Annotated in this window: 18 protein-coding genes; 7 read left to right on the forward strand and 11 right to left on the reverse strand. The window is 68.3% G+C overall.

The features are described 5' to 3' along the window. The gene (locus tag ASD42_RS06390) at positions 1 to 192 is read right to left on the reverse strand and encodes a DUF3046 domain-containing protein (protein WP_056815597.1); all 192 of its coding nucleotides are present in this window, start codon (positions 190 to 192) and stop codon (positions 1 to 3) included. A 90-nt stretch (positions 193 to 282) separates the two neighbouring features. Then, positions 283 to 1,434 carry a glycosyltransferase gene (locus tag ASD42_RS06395; protein ID WP_056811415.1) on the reverse strand — a complete coding sequence of 384 codons (1,152 nt, stop codon included), beginning with the start codon at positions 1,432 to 1,434 and terminating at the stop codon, positions 283 to 285. A 111-nt stretch (positions 1,435 to 1,545) separates the two neighbouring features. On the opposite strand from ASD42_RS06395, the gene ASD42_RS06400 reads away from it, so the two are divergent. Then, a complete protein-coding gene (locus ASD42_RS06400; protein WP_235569325.1) occupies positions 1,546 to 2,232 on the forward strand; it encodes an HD domain-containing protein in 687 nt (228 codons plus the stop codon). On the opposite strand, the gene ASD42_RS06405 is transcribed toward ASD42_RS06400, so the two are convergent. Further along, positions 2,233 to 2,943 carry a PIG-L deacetylase family protein gene (locus ASD42_RS06405; protein ID WP_056811417.1) on the reverse strand — a complete coding sequence of 237 codons (711 nt, stop codon included), beginning with the start codon at positions 2,941 to 2,943 and terminating at the stop codon, positions 2,233 to 2,235. It abuts the gene before it with no gap. A gap of 23 nt (positions 2,944 to 2,966) precedes the next feature. Next, entirely contained in the window at positions 2,967 to 3,134 is a 168-nt protein-coding gene (locus tag ASD42_RS34865; RefSeq protein ID WP_165610229.1) for a hypothetical protein, read from the reverse strand. Positions 3,135 to 3,299: 165 nt separating this feature from the next. On the opposite strand from ASD42_RS34865, the gene ASD42_RS06410 reads away from it, so the two are divergent. Together ASD42_RS06410 and ASD42_RS06415 are read left to right on the forward strand one after the other, a co-directional pair. Then, positions 3,300 to 3,995 carry a maleylpyruvate isomerase family mycothiol-dependent enzyme gene (locus tag ASD42_RS06410; protein ID WP_056811421.1) on the forward strand — a complete coding sequence of 232 codons (696 nt, stop codon included), beginning with the start codon at positions 3,300 to 3,302 and terminating at the stop codon, positions 3,993 to 3,995. Positions 3,996 to 4,062: 67 nt separating this feature from the next. After that, entirely contained in the window at positions 4,063 to 5,556 is a 1,494-nt protein-coding gene (locus tag ASD42_RS06415; RefSeq protein WP_056811424.1) for a carboxylesterase/lipase family protein, read from the forward strand. Positions 5,557 to 5,619: 63 nt separating this feature from the next. Here ASD42_RS06415 and pspM read toward each other — a convergent pair whose 3' ends face one another. The 5 genes from pspM to pgsA all read right to left on the reverse strand — a co-directional run bounded on the left by pspM (position 5,620) and on the right by pgsA (position 9,236). Then, on the reverse strand, positions 5,620 to 6,495 hold the full coding sequence (gene pspM, locus ASD42_RS06420; protein ID WP_056811427.1) for a phage shock envelope stress response protein PspM: 876 nt from the start codon (positions 6,493 to 6,495) through the stop codon (positions 5,620 to 5,622). A gap of 104 nt (positions 6,496 to 6,599) precedes the next feature. After that, positions 6,600 to 7,424, reverse strand: a complete 825-nt coding sequence (gene pspA / locus ASD42_RS06425; RefSeq protein ID WP_056811431.1) for a phage shock protein PspA — start codon at positions 7,422 to 7,424, stop codon at positions 6,600 to 6,602. 195 nt (positions 7,425 to 7,619) lie between these two features. Then, positions 7,620 to 8,072, reverse strand: a complete 453-nt coding sequence (locus ASD42_RS06430) for a helix-turn-helix domain-containing protein (protein WP_056815602.1) — start codon at positions 8,070 to 8,072, stop codon at positions 7,620 to 7,622. 91 nt (positions 8,073 to 8,163) lie between these two features. Next, positions 8,164 to 8,655, reverse strand: a complete 492-nt coding sequence (locus ASD42_RS06435; protein ID WP_056815606.1) for a CinA family protein — start codon at positions 8,653 to 8,655, stop codon at positions 8,164 to 8,166. Further along, positions 8,652 to 9,236: a CDP-diacylglycerol--glycerol-3-phosphate 3-phosphatidyltransferase gene (pgsA, locus tag ASD42_RS06440; protein WP_235569437.1), complete on the reverse strand. Its 585-nt coding sequence runs from the start codon at positions 9,234 to 9,236 to the stop codon at positions 8,652 to 8,654. Before pgsA ends, ASD42_RS06435 begins: the two co-directional genes overlap by 4 nt. A gap of 232 nt (positions 9,237 to 9,468) precedes the next feature. On the opposite strand from pgsA, the gene ASD42_RS06445 reads away from it, so the two are divergent. Next, positions 9,469 to 10,035, forward strand: a complete 567-nt coding sequence (locus ASD42_RS06445; RefSeq protein ID WP_131816631.1) for an amino-acid N-acetyltransferase — start codon at positions 9,469 to 9,471, stop codon at positions 10,033 to 10,035. A 28-nt stretch (positions 10,036 to 10,063) separates the two neighbouring features. Continuing rightward, complete coding sequence (locus ASD42_RS06450) at positions 10,064 to 10,348, forward strand: YciI family protein (protein WP_056811438.1); 285 nt, start codon at positions 10,064 to 10,066, stop codon at positions 10,346 to 10,348. A 65-nt stretch (positions 10,349 to 10,413) separates the two neighbouring features. Here the strand turns inward: ASD42_RS06450 and ASD42_RS06455 are convergent, their stop codons facing one another. Both ASD42_RS06455 and ASD42_RS06460 read right to left on the reverse strand, forming a co-directional pair. Next, positions 10,414 to 11,391, reverse strand: coding sequence for a TerC family protein (locus ASD42_RS06455; RefSeq protein ID WP_056811441.1), 978 nt, complete (start codon positions 11,389 to 11,391; stop codon positions 10,414 to 10,416). Between the two features lie 434 nt (positions 11,392 to 11,825). Beyond that, positions 11,826 to 14,372, reverse strand: coding sequence for an FtsK/SpoIIIE family DNA translocase (locus tag ASD42_RS06460; RefSeq protein WP_056811444.1), 2,547 nt, complete (start codon positions 14,370 to 14,372; stop codon positions 11,826 to 11,828). Between the two features lie 296 nt (positions 14,373 to 14,668). Here ASD42_RS06460 and ASD42_RS06465 point away from each other — a divergent pair, with 296 nt between their 5' ends. After that, positions 14,669 to 15,052: a DUF4189 domain-containing protein gene (locus ASD42_RS06465; protein ID WP_235569439.1), complete on the forward strand. Its 384-nt coding sequence runs from the start codon at positions 14,669 to 14,671 to the stop codon at positions 15,050 to 15,052. Positions 15,053 to 15,088: 36 nt separating this feature from the next. After that, entirely contained in the window at positions 15,089 to 15,643 is a 555-nt protein-coding gene (locus tag ASD42_RS06470) for a hypothetical protein (RefSeq protein WP_056811450.1), read from the forward strand. The last annotated feature ends 60 nt before the right edge of the window (positions 15,644 to 15,703 follow it).

The raw sequence follows: 15,703 nt of genomic DNA on the forward strand, positions 1-15,703 counted from the left end.
TCACCACCGGTTCGGGGGGACGTCGAAGTCGGCACACAACGCTCGCCACACGTCGCGCGGGTCGACACCGTTGTCGATCGCTACCGCCCCCGTGTGCCCCAGTTGGGGTATCACGTGATCGGTCAGCATGGCGTCGGCGCGCGCCACGCCGAACTCGGTGTGCATCAGCTCCTGGAATTCGGTCAATCGCACGTTGCCCAAGATACTCGCGCTGGGCGAGCGCCGACAGGTCCCCGCTCAGCCCAGCGATGTTTGCGACGACCGGTGACTGTCGGCGACCGACTACCGCTTCGCCGCGTCGTGACAGACCTGAACCGGGTCCTCGACCTCAGCCAGACCGGCGGCGGCGTGCCGAGCCGCTGCGGCGTAGGCCGGGTCGTCGAGCACCTGCCGCACCGCGGCGCCGACCGCCTCGGGCGTGAGCGGTCGCACGAGCACCGAACTGCCCTGTCGTACCGCACGATTGGCGAGCTCCCACTGGTCACCGCCGCCGGGTACGGTCACCACCGGCACCCCTGCGGCCAGGGATTTGGCGAGCAGGCCGTGTCCGCCGCCGCCGACGACGACCGCGGCGTGGGTGAGCAATTCGTCTTGGCGGCCGAGACCCGCGGTAGCCCAGTCGGGGAGTTCGGCGGGTGGGGTGTCGAGGGTCGAGATGGCCGCGCGCACGCCGAGTCCGGCCAGGCCGGTCAGGACGATGTCGGCCATGTCGGCGACGCCGGTGTGCGCGGTCGAGGGCGCCACCATCACCAGCGGGGCGTCACCCGGGGGCAGTGGAAGTACGGCGTCGGTGGGTTCCCACAGCAGCGGTCCGACGACGTGGGTGTCGGCGGGCCAGTCGGGGCGGTCCATCTCCAGGGCGGGCAGGGTGGCGACCAGGCGCGCGGCGGGACCGGGATCCTCGGCGGGCAGGCCGATGGTTTCGCGAGCCGCGGAGCGCTGACGGTGGCCGGTGCGGACCGCACGCGCGGTCATCGTGCGCAGGACACCGTCGCGCACGCGACCACGCACGCCCTCCCCCGGCGCCAGGCCACTGCCGATCGGCGGCAAGGCTTTCGACGGTAGGTAGAGCGGATGCGGTGACAATTCGACCCACGGCAGTCCCAGTCGCTCGGCCGCCATCCCACCACCCGCGGTGAGGACATCGGAGACGACCAGGTCCGGCAGCATCGCGCTGAGTTCGGGCAGGTTCTCGGTGGCGATATGGGCGGCACGATCGTGGATCCGGGCACCCGCGTCGGTGTCGTCGTCCGTCGGGCGCGGCGCGAGGCCCTTGAGCTTGCGCACGCTGATCCCCGCGGAGCGGGCCTGATCGAGCCATCTCGGCCCGGTGAACAACACGGGCTCGTCCCCCGCGGCCAGCAATCGCAGACACAACGCGATCGCGGGAAACGCATGCCCTGGATCGGGCCCGGCCACCACAGCTATTCGCATCCGCCCACCCTGCCATATCCCCAGGCCGCGCCCACCTCGGACAACCGAACTCCGGTTTCTGCGCTACCTTGACCGCCGCACCACAGCGTCGAAACCGGCAGGAGCGATCACGTGCTACCCGACAGTCCCGACTCCACCGCGCCCGACCGGTCGCACCGGCACTACCTCAGCGAATCCGGCAGCGGGGATCGTGTGCGGTCCGGTTCCTTTCCGGTCGAGCCCAGCGGGATCAAGGAAGCCGGTGGCTCCCCCGTCGCCCCGATCGACACCGTCGACGCCCTGTTCGAACTCCTCGAGCGGTGCGCCGACGCCTGGGACACCGCGGACCGCACCGGCGATCCGGTCGACATCCTCGATCACGATCGGCAGTGCGCGGAATTGTTGCGCCGCGATCACCCCGCCGACGAAGAACTCCAGGTCGCGGGCCTGCTCCACGACATCGGCCACGTCCTGGTCCCCGGCGACGACGCCGGCCACGGCAGGCACGGAGCCGAAGCGGTCCGCGGTCTGCTCGGTGCACGCGTGGCACGACTGGTGGAACTCCACGTGGTCGCGAAACGCTTTCTGGCGGCGACGGATTCGACCCACGCCCGCGCATTGTCGGCGTCGAGTCGGCGCACACTCATCGCGCAGGGCGGCCCGATGACGCCCGCCGAGGTCGAAGCCTTCCGCACCGACCCCGATTTCACCGCCGCGCTGGCACTGCGCAGGGCTGACGACGCGGGCAAAGTAGTCGGGTTACGCGTTGCGCCCCTGCGGGATTGGCGCCCGGTCGTCGATCGCGTCGCCGCCCGCTGATCAGCCGCCGAAGGTGAACAGTTCGAAGCCGACGGCGTGCTCGGCGGGGAATCCCTGCTTGGGACCCGTTGCGAAGGTGACGATTTCGCGCACCTGCTCCTCCACCGGCACCTGGCTCAGAACCTGCAGATACCGCCGATGCGCCGACAACGACGCGCGCGCCTGCTCCAGATGAGCGCTCACATCCACCGCGTGCGTGGCGACCGGGCCGACCACGGCGGCCCAGCGCGCCGACCACGGTGGCAGATCGGCGAGTTCGGGGAAGATCCATTCGTTGCCCGCGTCGGAGATCGCGTCCATCGCCGATCGGCCGACAGCACGGTGATCGGCACTGTTGACCACGCCCGGCGCCCAGGTGTCGCCGAAGTTGAACAGCACCACCATCTCCGGGCGATGCCTGCGCAGCGCGGCGGCCAGTTCCCGGCGCAGGGTGAGACCTTCCTCGACGCGGCCGTCGGGATGGTCGAGGAATTCGACGGTGTGCACGCCGACTTCGCGCGCTCCGGAGATCTCCTCGATCTCCCGCAACGGCGCGGCCTGCGCGGGCGGCATCCCGGCGATCCCCGCTTCGCCCCGCGTGACGAGCAGATAGCGAATGTCCTTGCCCTGCCCGGTCCATCGCGCGACCGCCGCGGCGGCGCCGTATTCGATGTCGTCGGGATGCGCGACGATCACCAGTCCGCGCTGCCAGTCCTCGGGTACCTGTTCCACCCCGCCATGCTATCCACAGGCGACTAGCTGATCGGGGTCTTGTCGCTTCCCGACACCGCCTTGTACAGCAGGTACACACCGGTACCGATCGCTCCGATCACCAGGATGGGCATCAGCGCCTCGATCAGCGCACCCAGAATCCAGAACGCGATCACCGCGACCGCGACGATGCCGATGACTTTCAGAACCATGATGTGACTCCTCGCCAGCTCCGAGACCGCACTCGCGCGATCCGATATCTTCGATGCTGCCACTCCGTGGCCGATAGATCACCAGGTCAGCACCGATATCCGGGTGTAGATCAGGGTTCACCCCGAGACCGGCGCCGCAGCGGTTCCCCGGCTACCGTGTTCGGCATGGATTACTTGGCGTTGCTCTGTGCGAAGCTCACCGCCTTCGGCGAGCTCATCACTGTCGAGACCGATCTCGCCACGCCGGTGCCGTCCTGCGGCGACTGGACGGTCTACGACCTCGTCGATCACGTCGGGCGCGGCAATCTGTGGGTGGTCACCGCGGTGGCCGAGCTGCGCGGCGATTTCGAGGGCGAGCCTGCACCGAAGGATCCCGCGGCCCTGCGGGAGTGGTACGAGTCGACCGCCGACGCCCTGGTCACCTCACTGTCCGCGGACGAGGACCAGGAGGCCTGGACCTTCACCCGGTCCATGCCGCGCACCGTCGGTTTCTGGCGTCGGCGCCGTGCCCACGAGACGCTCATGCACCTGTGGGACGGTCAGGATGCCCTCGGCGAGGCCGACCCGTTCGACCCCGATCTCGCTGTCGACGGCATCGCCGAGGTCTTCGAGCTGTTCGCGCCCCGGATGATCCACCGCGGCCTCGCGGTCGAACCGGAGGTGGCGCTGCGGGTCCGGGCCACCGACACCGCCAGGAGCTGGACCTACGGCCCCGGCGAGCCGGTCGCCGAACTCGCGGGCACCGCATCGGACCTGCTCCTGGCCCTGTGGGCCCGCAAGTCCGCCGACCACCCCGAGTTCATCTGGGACGGCGACCGTGCGGCGGGCGAGCGGGTGCTGGCCGGGCCACTCGTTCCGTAAGCAAACGACTGACGACGACCCGGACAAGCGTCCATAATCGGGGATCACTGCGCGTAGGAGGACTTTCATGGAACCCATCGTCACGATCACGAGCGGCGCGATACGCGGCCACACCGAGGCAGGCGTCACCCGCTTTCTCGGCGTGCCGTTCGCGGCGGCGCCGGTCGGGCCGAAACGATTCCAGCTGCCCGAGGCCGCACCGGCCTGGGAAGGCGTGCGAGAGGCGACCGAGATGGGCGCCACCTGCGCGCAGACGCCGTACCCCGCACCGATCCACGCCCTGCTCGGCAGCGACTACATCCCCGGCGACGAGTACCTCAACGCGAATGTCTGGACGCCCGACCCCGCCGCTTCGGGTCTTCCGGTACTGGTGTGGATTCACGGCGGCGCGTTCGTCCGTGGATCCAACGCGCGCGTGATCTACGACGGGACCGCGTTCGCCCGCGACGGTGTGGTGATGGTGGGGATCAACTATCGCCTCGGGGTGTCGGGATTCGCCGAGATCGAGGGCGCGCCGTCGAATCGTGGACTGCACGACCAGATCTTCGCCTTGCGCTGGGTGCGCGAGAACATCGCCGCGTTCGGTGGCGATCCCGACAATGTGACGATCTTCGGTGAGTCCGCGGGCGCGATGAGTGTGGCGGCGTTGATCGCCGCACGGCAGACGACCGGACTGTTCCGCCGCGCGATCATGCAGAGCGGCAACGGTGCGGTCGCCGCCGACGCCGAGGACGCGCGCAAGGTGTCCGCCGCGCTGGCCGCCGAACTGGGAATCTCGCCGACCGCACAGGACTTCGGCGCACTCGGCCCCGATGAGCTGCGTACCGCCCAGAACGCCGTCGGGCTGGCCCTGATGACCGATCCCGATCCGCAGCGTTGGGGCCGATCGGTGATCCAACTGGGCGGCGGCATCATGAGCCTGTTCCCGGTGATCGACAACGACATCGTGGAAGGCCCACCGACCGAGGTTATTCTCGCACACCCGGATCGCGCGGTCCCCCTCATCGCGGGCACCACCGCCGACGAGTTCCGCTTCTTCACCGTCCCCGCAGGACTCGCCGCCGCCATCACCGCCGACACCCTGCCCTTCGTCCTCACCCGCTACGGCATCGATCCCGCGGTCGCCCAGACGTATTCGACCGAGCGTCCCGATGCCACCCCCGCCGAGATCTTCAACGCCATCCTCACCGACATGAGCTTCCGCGCGGGCACCTACGACTTCGCCGAAGCCGGCGCGGCCACCGTCCCCACCCACGTCTACGAATTCGCCTGGCCCACAAGCCTGCCCGGCCTCGGCGCCTGCCACGTGCTGGAGATCCCGTTCGTCTTCGACACCATCGACGGCGCCCACTCCCTCACCGGCCCCACCCCGCCACAGTCCCTGGCCGACGAAATGCACGCCGCGTGGGTCGCTTTCGCCACCGACGGCACCGCCGACTGGGCCCCGTTCACCGCCGACGAGAAGAACGTCCGCATCTTCGATATCCCCGAATCCGCTACTGTCACCGACCCCCGCGCCGCGGAGCTCGCAGCCTTGCGTCAGGCCGTCGCCCCAGCCTGACCTATCGATCGGCACGCCGGGTCATCGACCGGCGTGCCGATCGATAGGGGTGTCCGTGGGGTCCTAGCGGGAGGAATCCTGTCCGCCGGTGAACAAGTCGGTGCCCTGGTCCGCCATTTCGGTGAGAGCCTGGGCCCACCCGTCGAGGCGGTCGGCGGCTTCGCGAAGGTCGGCGACGATGCCGTTGAACTGATAGGCGAGAACCGAGTCTTCGGGGACCGCGAGAATGCGGGCCGCGGCGGCGACCAGTTGTTCGTATTCGACCACGCCGGTTTCCAGGCGGGTGAGCACGCCGACGACGGTGGATTTCAGTGCCGCGACGGTGTCGGGGTTCGCGCGGCCGACGGTGTCGGCGGCCTGTTCCATCGCGACCACGTCGGCGGCGAGCGCGTGCAGGGCGCCCGCGCCGGAGCGGGCTGTCTCGAGCAGGTCGCGCAGTTCGTCCTCGGGGAGTCGGCGGGTGCGCGCGATCTGGGCGCCGAGGTCGTAGAGCGCCCGTTCGGCGCGGATCAGGCGCTGGATGGGAGCGCGCGCGGCCGAGCGCAGGCCGGGCGACTTGCGGGCGACGAACGCCGCCTGCGGCAGGGGTTTGCCGCGCAATTCCAGATACCGGCGCGCGGTGAGCGCGGTTCCGGTGACGAAGGCGACGGCGCCACCGCCGATCACCACGACCGCCCAGGCAGGCGCCGAGATCACGGCCAGTCCGACCGCGCCGACCGTGGTGATGCCGGAAACAGTTCCCAGCTGGAAACTGCGCCTGCGCACCCGGCGCCGACGGCGTAACTCACGTTCACGCGGGTCGGCCCAGCGCCGCACCGCGACCAGGGCCTGCTCACCGACCCCACGCAGGGTCGCGGGCACCGAGCCCGCCATGGCGGCCTGCGTGATCGCCGCCGGCTCCACGATCTCGGCACGTTGGCGCCGTAGTTTCCCGCTCATCGGTGTCCTTCCCCCGGGTGCCGGTCGTCGCGGAAACCGTTGATGGCGCGGCCACCGGGCGTCACCGCCGGGTTTCCGCGCCCTCGCCGGACTCCACGTACTGCTTACTGCTGAGCCGCTTGGCCCTTGTTGATGTTCGGCGCCGGTGCGGCCTGGGGCTGCGCCGGGTCGATCGCCGCGTTGTTGTTGCCGGTGGGCAACGCGTCACCACGCATGGAGGCGCGGATCTGCTCGAGCTTGCTGTGCCCGGCCATCTGGACGCTGGCCTGCTGCACCTCCATCATGCGACCCTGCACCGTGTTCTGCGCCAGCTCGGCCGAACCGAGCGCGTTGGCGTAGCGACGCTCGATCTTGTCGCGCACGGCGTCCAGGCTGGGCGTGGAGCCCGGCGCGGACAGGGTGGAGTCCATCTGCTGCAGCGAGGCCGAGACCTGCTCCTGCATCTTGGCCTGCTCGAGCTGGCTGAGCAGCTTGGTGCGCTCGGCGACCTTCTGCTGCAACATCATCGCGTTCTGCTCGACCGCCTTCTTGGCCTGTGCGGCGGCCTGCAGGGACTGATCGTGCAACACCTTGAGGTCTTCCACCGACTGCTCGGCGGTGACCAGCTGGGCGGCGAACGCCTCGGCGGCGTTGGTGTACTGGATCGCCTTCTCGGTGTCGCCCGCCGCCTGCGCCTGATCGGCCAGGGTGACGGCCTGACGGGCGTTGGCGTTGAGCTTCTCGACCTCGTCGAGCTGACGGTTCAGCTTCATCTCCAGCTGACGCTGGTTACCGATCACCGATGCCGCCTGCTGCGACAGCGCCTGATGCTGACGCTGCGCCTCCTCGATAGCCTGCTGAATCTGGACCTTCGGATCCGCATGCTCTTCGATCTTGGAGTCGAAGAGGGCCATCATGTACTTCCAGGCCTTCACGAACGGATTAGCCATCGATTGATCCCGCCTCCATCTGTGCGTCGCTCGTGCGACTGGTGGTACGCGACCGTCACGCACCAGATACGTGCTTATCCTTCACCATGCGGCACCCGAACCGGAATGACCGGACCGATCGACGCCTGATGAGAATCTATCCGTTCTCATCAGCGGTGTGCAGCGTCTCGCGCGCCGGGCGCAGGGTTCGCCGCGTCACATTCCCTTCACCAGTACCAGCATCTCGGCCCTGGGGGCCGGGATGACGATGCGGGTGTCTTCGGCGATGCCGATGCGCGCGCCCTGCTCGGCCGCCGCGTTCGCGGAGGCGGATGCCTCGCCCGCGGCGGGTTCGGGCAGGGTGGCGGGCTCGGCTTCGGTCGGCTCGCGCTCGGCGGCGGGGCCGGTCAGCGCGGGTTCGCGCGGCGCGGAGCCGTCGGCGCCCGCCATCAGGGTGCTCACGTCCCACAGCACGCGCGAGAGCGGCACGTCGAGTGCCTCGCAGATGCTGGCGAGCAGTTCACTGGAGGCTTCCTTGCGGCCGCGCTCCACTTCCGACAGATAGCCGAGGCTCACGCGCGCCGAGGTCGACACCTCGCGCAGCGTTCGATGCTGGGCGAGACGCGCACGCCGCAGACTGTCCCCGATTGCCTCCCGCAGCAGCGTCATCTCGTTCTCCTCCACCTCGTGTCACCGCCGTAGCGGTGCTCACCTCTTTCTGGCACAACGTCGAGCATGGACCGGTGGTTCCCGAACCGACCTACTTCACACTGACACAGCGAAGCAACTCACGCACCGCACTGTGCACCGCACCGAGTCTGATCGTCCACCGGTCACCGTGCAGTTTCAACCGGACCACTTCGCTGTGACGTGGACCGGCCAACCCGAGGTATACCGTGCCGACGGGATGCCCGTCCTGGGAATCGGGTCCGGCGACCCCGGTCAATCCGACACCCCAGTCCGCGCCGCACTGCTCCCGCGCCCCCACGGCCAGCTGTTCGGCGGTCGAGGCGGCGACCGGACCATCGGTCCGAAGGAGGTCGTCGTCGACGCGGGCCAGGCGACTCTTGAGGTCGGTGGCGTAGACGATCAACCCGCCCCGCAGCACGGAGCTCGCACCGGGAACTCCCGCCACCGTGGCAGCCAGCAGACCCGCGGTGAGCGATTCGGCCGTGGCGACGGTCTGACCCGCCGCGTTCAGGGCCCTGACCAGTTCGGCGACCGGCGCACCGTCGACGAGCGGATCACTCACGAGCGCGACCGTCCACCCGCCAGCCACACTCTGGTCGCCTGCCCCACGTAATCCAGGCCGGTGATCACCGTGAGCGCCACGGCCAGGTACATCAGCCACATGCCCGCGGTGGCGAACACACCCGACAGCGGCAGCACCAGCAGCGCGATCGCCACGGACTGCACCAGCGTCTTCAGCTTGCCGCCACGCCCGGCCGGGATCACCCCGCGCCGCACCACCACCAGTCGCAGCAGCGTGATGCCGATTTCGCGGCCGACGACGACCACGGTGATCCACCACGGTAGATCGCCGAGTACCGAGAGCCCGATCAGCGCCGATCCGATCAGCGCCTTGTCCGCGATGGGGTCGGCGAGCTTGCCGAAATCGGTGACCAGCCCGTATTTGCGCGCCAGTTGCCCGTCGAAGCGGTCGGTGATCGCGGCCAGGCCGAAAACCGCCGCGGCGATGACTCGCCAGCGGGTGTCGTGCCCGCCCTCGGCGAACAGCGCCAGCACGAACAGCGGCACCAGCACGATGCGCGCGATGGTCAACACGTTGGCGATATTGAGCAGCGGAACCTGGGTCTCCGGCACCGAGTGCATCGGTGTCGCCGCACTCGACCCACGATCGATCTCTTCGGGTCGCACGCTCATGCCCCGCCCTCTCGGCATTCACCGGCACTGCGCCGAAATCCAACGGTTTCGCGAGCTGTTTGCTCGCACGATCGGCGCCACGCGATCCGGTCGTCGAGCCCGGCGCGATGCGAGGAGCGGAACGACAGGATGTGCGGCACATGTTCAGACTATCGGTAACCGGTCCGACTACTCTGCACCCATGACCTCACGGGGACCCTCGAGCAGTCCGACCAGCGAAGCGCATGCTGTCGCGCCCACTGTGGCGCCTGTTTCCGGCGTGGTCGTGCGACGAGCGCGAACCTCCGATGTCCCCGAGATCAAGCGCCTGGTCGACGAGTACGCAGGCCGCATCCTGCTGGAGAAGAACCTGGTCACGCTGTACGAATCGGTGCAGGAATTCTGGGTCGCCGAGCTCGACGGACAGGTCGTCGGCTGTGGCGCGTTGCACGTGCTGTGGGCCGATCTGGGCGAAGTTCGCACTGTCGCAGTGGATCCCGTCGTCAAGGGCCGCGGCGTCGGCGGCGCGGTGGTCGAGCACTTGGTGACCGTCGCCCGCGAACTGCAGTTGCAGCGTGTGTTCGTGCTCACTTTCGAGGTGGACTTCTTCGGCAGGCACGGGTTCGTCGAGATCGATGGCACGCCCGTCACCGCCGAGGTGTACGCCGAGATGTGCCGCTCCTACGACACCGGTGTCGCCGAATTCCTCGACCTCAGCTTCGTCAAGCCCAACACCCTCGGCAACACCCGCATGCTGCTCACCCTCTAGAGAATCCATCGCGAGAAAGTGATCGACTGTGCCGATCTTCGCTGTCCACTACACCTACTCCGAGTCCACCGCGGCCGACCGCGCGACCAACCGACCCGAGCACCGGGGCTGGTTGAACGCTCTGGTCGACGCGGGCACAGTGCTCAGTAGCGGCCCCTACCCCGACGGTACGGGCGCGCTGCTGCTGTTCCGCGCCGAGGACGAGCCCTCGCTGACCGATCTGCTGAGCAACGACCCGTTCGCGAAGCTCGGCCTGATCGATGCCGTCCGCGTGGTCGAGTGGCTGCCGGTGATGGGCGCCTTCGCCGAATAGTCGATGCGCGCACACAACACTGCCCGGAACCCCAGCGGTTCCGGGCAGTGTCGTTGTGAGTCGTGTCAGGCGTTGGTGTGACGGGTGCGCAGCAAGCTCGCCACCGTCGCGATGACCAGAATGCCGATGATCACGCTCAGCGAGACCGCCGTGGAGATCTCCGGGACGCTCACGTGCTCGCCGCCGTTGATGAACGACAGCGTGTTCTCGTGCAGCGCGTGCAGCACCAGCTTCACGCCGATGAACGCCAGGATCGCGGCCAGGCCGTAGGACAGGTACACCAGGCGGTCGAGCAGCCCACCGATGAGGAAGTACAGCTGACGCAGACCCATCAACGCGAAGGCGTTGGCGGTGAACACCAGGTACGGCTCTTCGGTGAGACCGTAGATCGCCGGAATCGAGTCCAGCGCGAACAGCAGGTCGGCGAAACCGATCGCCAGCAGCGCGAGCAACAGCGGGGTCACTACACGTTTGCCGTCGATCCGGGTGATGAGCTTGTCGCCGTCGTACTCGTCGGTGGTGGGCAGGACCCGTTTGGCCAGCGAGACGATGTAGCTGTCGCGTTTCTGCTCGTGCTCGGCCTCGTGCCCGCTCTCGCGCAGCAGGTTGATCGCGGTGTAGATCAAGAACGCGCCGAACAGGTAGAACACCCAGCTGTAGGCGCTGATCGCGGCCGCGCCGACCGCGATGAACACACCGCGCATCGCCAGCGCCAGCACGATGCCGATCAGCAGCACCTTCTGCTGGTAGATCCGCGGCACGGCGAAGGTGCTCATGATGATGAGGAAGATGAACAGGTTGTCGACCGAGAGCGCTTTCTCGGTGACGAAGCCCGCGTAGTACTCCCCCGAGAATGTGCCGCCCCACTTCCAGGCGACGAAGAGGCCGAACAGCAGCGCCAAAGTGATGTAGACGGCTGACCAGATGCCCGATTCCTTGAAGGTGGGCTCGTGCGGGGTGCGCACGTGGGCGTAGAAGTCGAAGACGAACAGGCCGAGGATCACCAGCCCGGTGATCACCCACTCGAGCGTGGTCACCTGCATGTGGTGGTCCGATCGATGAAGTTCATGCCGTCCATCATGCCCGAATTGTCCGTTTCAGTTGGCTTGCAGAACGATTGCCCGCCATGATTTCACACACATCGGCGGCCGCGCACATGCCGCGCACACGAGAAAAGCCCTATCGCCCCGTCCGCGCTCGCTGCTACCGTCACCGCATCACCCCGACAACACAGACCCGAGAGGAGCGAGCCGTGACCGAATCCACCGCGCAGATCAAGCGCCGAACCGCGATGCACCGGCTCTGCCCCGGTGTCCTGATGTCGGGTACCCGCCTCGCGCGCGCCCGCTTCACCGCCTGACAAGGCGATCGCCGCCCGATCCACCTCCGGGCATTTCGATGACCACGAGCCGTGCCAGGTCCCTCCTCGTTCGTCGCCGCCTGCTTCCGGCACGGTCAGAGCAAACCGGGAACGGCGTCACTCGTCGTCGGACGCGCCCGGATCGCCGCCACGAATCGACCACAGCAAACCGTCCAGCTCGTCGGGCTTGATCAACACGTCGCGCGCCTTGGAGCCCTCGCTGGGACCGACCACACCGCGGGTCTCCATCAGGTCCATCAACCGGCCCGCCTTGGCGAAGCCGACCCGCAGCTTGCGTTGCAGCATCGAGGTGGACCCGAACTGCGAGGTGACCACCAGCTCCACGGCCTGCAGCAACACGTCCATGTCGTCGCCGATATCGGGGTCGACGTCCTTGACCTCGCCGGCCTTGGCCGCGGTGACGCCCTCCTGGTATTCGGGTTCGGCCTGGGTCTTGCTGAACTCGACAACGGCCTGGATCTCCTCGTCGGAGATGAACGCGCCCTGTAGACGGGTCGGCTTGCCCTGACCCATCGGCAGGAACAGCCCGTCGCCCATGCCGATGAGTTTCTCGGCACCCGGCTGGTCCAGGATGACGCGCGAGTCGGTGAGCGAGGAGGTGGCGAACGCCAGCCGCGAGGGCACATTGGTCTTGATCAGACCGGTCACCACGTCCACCGAGGGGCGCTGGGTGGCCAGCACCAGGTGGATACCGGCGGCGCGCGCCTTCTGGGTGATCCGCACGATCGCGTCCTCGACATCGCGCGGGGCGGTCATCATCAGGTCGGCGAGCTCGTCGACGATGGCCAGGATGTACGGGTAGGGCCGGTAGACGCGTTCACTGCCCAGCGGGGCCGTGATCTTGCCCGATCGCACGTTCTTGTTGAAGTCGTCGATGTGGCGGACCTTGTTGGCCTGCATGTCCTGGTAGCGCTGTTCCATCTCCTCGACCAGCCAGGCCAGCGCGGCGGCGGCCTTCTTCGGCTGCGTGATGATGGGCGTGATCAGGTGCGGAATGCCCTCGTAGGGCGTGAGTTCCACCATCTTCGGGTCGATCAGGATCATCCTGACCTCTTCGGGGGTGGCCCGGTGCAGCAGCGAGACCAGCATCGAGTTCACGAAGCTCGACTTACCCGAGCCGGTGGAACCGGCCACCAACAGGTGCGGCATCTTGGCCAGGTTCGCCGAGACGAACTCGCCCTCGATGTTCTTGCCGAGGCCGATCACCAGCGGATGGTGGTCGTTGCGGGTGTGCGGCGACTTCAGTACGTCGGCCAGGCGCACCAATTCGCGGTCGGCGTTGGGCACCTCGATGCCGACGGCCGATTTGCCGGGGATGGGCGCGAGCAGGCGCACGTTCTCGGTGGCGACGGCGTAGGCCAGGTTGCGAGCCAGCGCGGTGATCTTCTCGACCTTGACGCCGGGTCCGAGTTCCACCTCGTAGCGGGTGACCGTCGGGCCGCGCACGAAGCCGGTGACCGCGGCGTCGATCTTGAACTGCACCAGCACCTCGGTGATCGCCTCGATCATCGATTCGTTGGCTGCCGAGCGCTTCTTGGGCGGATCGCCGTCGAGCAGCAGGGTCAGCGGGGGCAGCGTGTAGTCGCCGTCGACGACGCGATCGGTGACGAACTCCGGTGCCGGTGGCGGCGGCGGGGTCTGGTCGACCGGCTTGGCCACCGGACGCTTGCGCGCCGGTTTCGGCGCGGGCGCGGGCGGTTCCTCGATCGGCTTGGCATCGCGCAGCGGCGGTTCGCCCAGCGACTCGGTGACCGCGTCGGAGCCGCCGAACTCGTCGGGCGGGTAGTTGTCGTCGGGGTCGGCGCCACGGCGACGGGTTCGGTTGCGGTGCACCGGGAATCCGTCGGCGTCGTAGTTGGCCGGATCGTAGGGGTCGCTGTCGTCGGCGTATTCGCCGAGACCGAAGTATTCGCGCAGCCTGGTCGGCACCTCGCGCACCGTGGTTCCGGTGAGCAGCAACACGCCGAACATCATGGCCAGCAACAGGATCGGCAGCGCGAGCCAGGGCGTGAGGCCCTGGCCGAGCGGTCCACCGATCGCGTATCCCACCGCGCCCGCCGCCGTGGAGCGACCGTCCGCGTCGGTCGGAGACCCGGCCGCCAGGTGCCACACACCCAGCGCGGGCAGCACCACGAGCAGCCCACCGAGGACGAGCCGCGGCCGGATCTCCGGGTGCGGTTCGGTGCGCATCAGCACCACCGCGAGCGCGACCAGCAGAATCGGCGCGAGCACGGCCGCCGAACCGGCGATCGCCCGCACGACGTCTTCGAGGAAACGGCCGACCGGTCCGCCCGCCGAGAGCCACATCGCGGCGGCGATGATCGCGCTCAACGCGATGAGCGCCAGGCCGATACCGTCGCGACGGTGCCCGTGGTCGAGTTCGCCTGCCCGGCTCAGCGTGCGCGTGGTGGCGCCGACCCCGCGCGCCAGCATGGTCCAGCCACTGCCGATGCCGCGGCTGATCACAGCCAGCGGAGCGGTGTCGGAGGCACGTTTGACCGGCCTGCGCACGGGTGTGGTGCGCCCACGTGGAGCCGCCGTCGCTCGCGGGGTCGCCGAACGAGACCGCGCCGCCGGCGTCCGCCCCCTGGTCGATCCCGCCCGCGCACGAGAGGTCGTGGTGCTGCGGGACTTACCTGCCATGACCTCAGGCTAGCCGCTCGAGCACCTCCGAGACCATCCGCAACACTGGTCCCACCCCGCTCGCCGGGGTGATCCAGGGTGGATGCGCAGGTCGCAGCGCCCCGGTCAGCGCGGGGAAATCTCGCCGCGAACCGCGTTTCGCGGGCCCGAACTTGCAGAATCCTTGTCGATCGCCATGGATTCGGGCGAGCGCGGGCTCGCGGGTCTAGCGCGGGCGCCGTAACCCTCGATACGTTGACGGCGCTCTATCGGGTCGTCGACCCGTGCAGATGAAGGGGACGCTACAAGTGAAGAGAATGCTCACCAGCGCGGCCGTGCTCGGTGCCACCGTGGCAGCAATGTTCGCGGGACACATCGCACCGGCCCAGGCGCAGTCGGGCAATTACGGCGCCATCGCGGTGTCGGTCAGACCGGGGGTCTACGGGTACGCCACTGATTACAGCAGCTACGCCGATGCCGAGGCGGGCGCCATGGCGGCCTGCCTACGGGGCGGGGGTGGCGGCGGGTGCGACGTGAAGGTGTCCTACCGCAACGGCTGCGGCGCCATCGCGATCTCGCGCGGTTGGTGGAGCTACGGCTCCGCGTCGACGATCGGCGGCGCCAAACGCGAAGCGCTGAACAACAATCCGGGCAACGCCTCTATCAAGCACTGGAACTGCACCAGCGGCTACCAGCTCTAGCCCCGACCCGTTCCGACCATGATCATGGGAGTTGTAGTGAATATCCGTCCAGTGAAAACCGCCGCTGTCCTCGTCGCGATCGTCGCGGCGCTCGGCCTCGGCGCGTGCGGTTCCGACGCGGGCTCGACCAGCACGAGCGCGGGAACCACGACGAGCAAGGGCGGCGCCTTCGAAACGGGCGACGCCACATCGGGCAAGGAAGAGGGCGGCGAGCCCGCGGCCACCACGGTGCCCAATCTGCCCAAGCCGACCGCCGCCGAGCTGAACAGCCGGTTGACCAAGGCGCTCGCGGGCCAGCTGACCGGCGAGGAGAAGAAGACCTACATCGAGGACGCCGACCAGGATCCGATGCTGGTCGACAAGTTCGTCGAGGCGGCGAAGCAGAACAACGTCAAGGTCGCCATCACCACCGTCGGCGACCCCGTCGATGGGAAGCTCGAGGCGAACGCCGATGTCACCATCGACGGGACCCCGGTGAAGGATGCCTTCGTCGACTTCGTCGCCGAGGACGATTCCTGGAAGGTCTCGCACGTGTTCGCGTGCAATATCGTGAAGTCGGCCAAGCTCGACTCCGCGGCCTGCCAGGCCTGAGAACCGGTCCGAATCCGTCCGAATATCGGTCCGAATATCAAGAAAACCGCTGGGCGACAT

This window comes from Nocardia sp. Root136 (assembly GCF_001427185.1).
Classification (GTDB): Bacteria; Actinomycetota; Actinomycetes; order Mycobacteriales; family Mycobacteriaceae; genus Nocardia; species Nocardia salmonicida.

Bases quoted from the DNA above. Each gene is read 5' to 3' on its own strand.
- ASD42_RS06395 (WP_056811415.1), bottom strand. From the start codon at position 1,434: ATGCGAATAGCTGTGGTGGCCGGGCCCGATCCAGGGCATGCGTTTCCC.
- pspM (WP_056811427.1), bottom strand. From the start codon at position 6,495: ATGAGCGGGAAACTACGGCGCCAACGTGCCGAGATCGTGGAGCCGGCG.
- ASD42_RS06465 (WP_235569439.1), top strand. From the start codon at position 14,669: ATGCTCACCAGCGCGGCCGTGCTCGGTGCCACCGTGGCAGCAATGTTC.
- ASD42_RS06430 (WP_056815602.1), bottom strand. From the start codon at position 8,072: ATGACGCTGCTGCGGGAGGCAATCGGGGACAGTCTGCGGCGTGCGCGT.
- ASD42_RS06410 (WP_056811421.1), top strand. From the start codon at position 3,300: ATGGATTACTTGGCGTTGCTCTGTGCGAAGCTCACCGCCTTCGGCGAG.
- pspA (WP_056811431.1), bottom strand. From the start codon at position 7,424: ATGGCTAATCCGTTCGTGAAGGCCTGGAAGTACATGATGGCCCTCTTC.
- ASD42_RS06460 (WP_056811444.1), bottom strand. From the start codon at position 14,372: ATGGCAGGTAAGTCCCGCAGCACCACGACCTCTCGTGCGCGGGCGGGA.
- ASD42_RS06445 (WP_131816631.1), top strand. From the start codon at position 9,469: ATGACCTCACGGGGACCCTCGAGCAGTCCGACCAGCGAAGCGCATGCT.
- ASD42_RS06455 (WP_056811441.1), bottom strand. From the start codon at position 11,391: ATGCAGGTGACCACGCTCGAGTGGGTGATCACCGGGCTGGTGATCCTC.
- ASD42_RS06415 (WP_056811424.1), top strand. From the start codon at position 4,063: ATGGAACCCATCGTCACGATCACGAGCGGCGCGATACGCGGCCACACC.
- ASD42_RS34865 (WP_165610229.1), bottom strand. From the start codon at position 3,134: ATGGTTCTGAAAGTCATCGGCATCGTCGCGGTCGCGGTGATCGCGTTC.
- pgsA (WP_235569437.1), bottom strand. From the start codon at position 9,236: ATGCACTCGGTGCCGGAGACCCAGGTTCCGCTGCTCAATATCGCCAAC.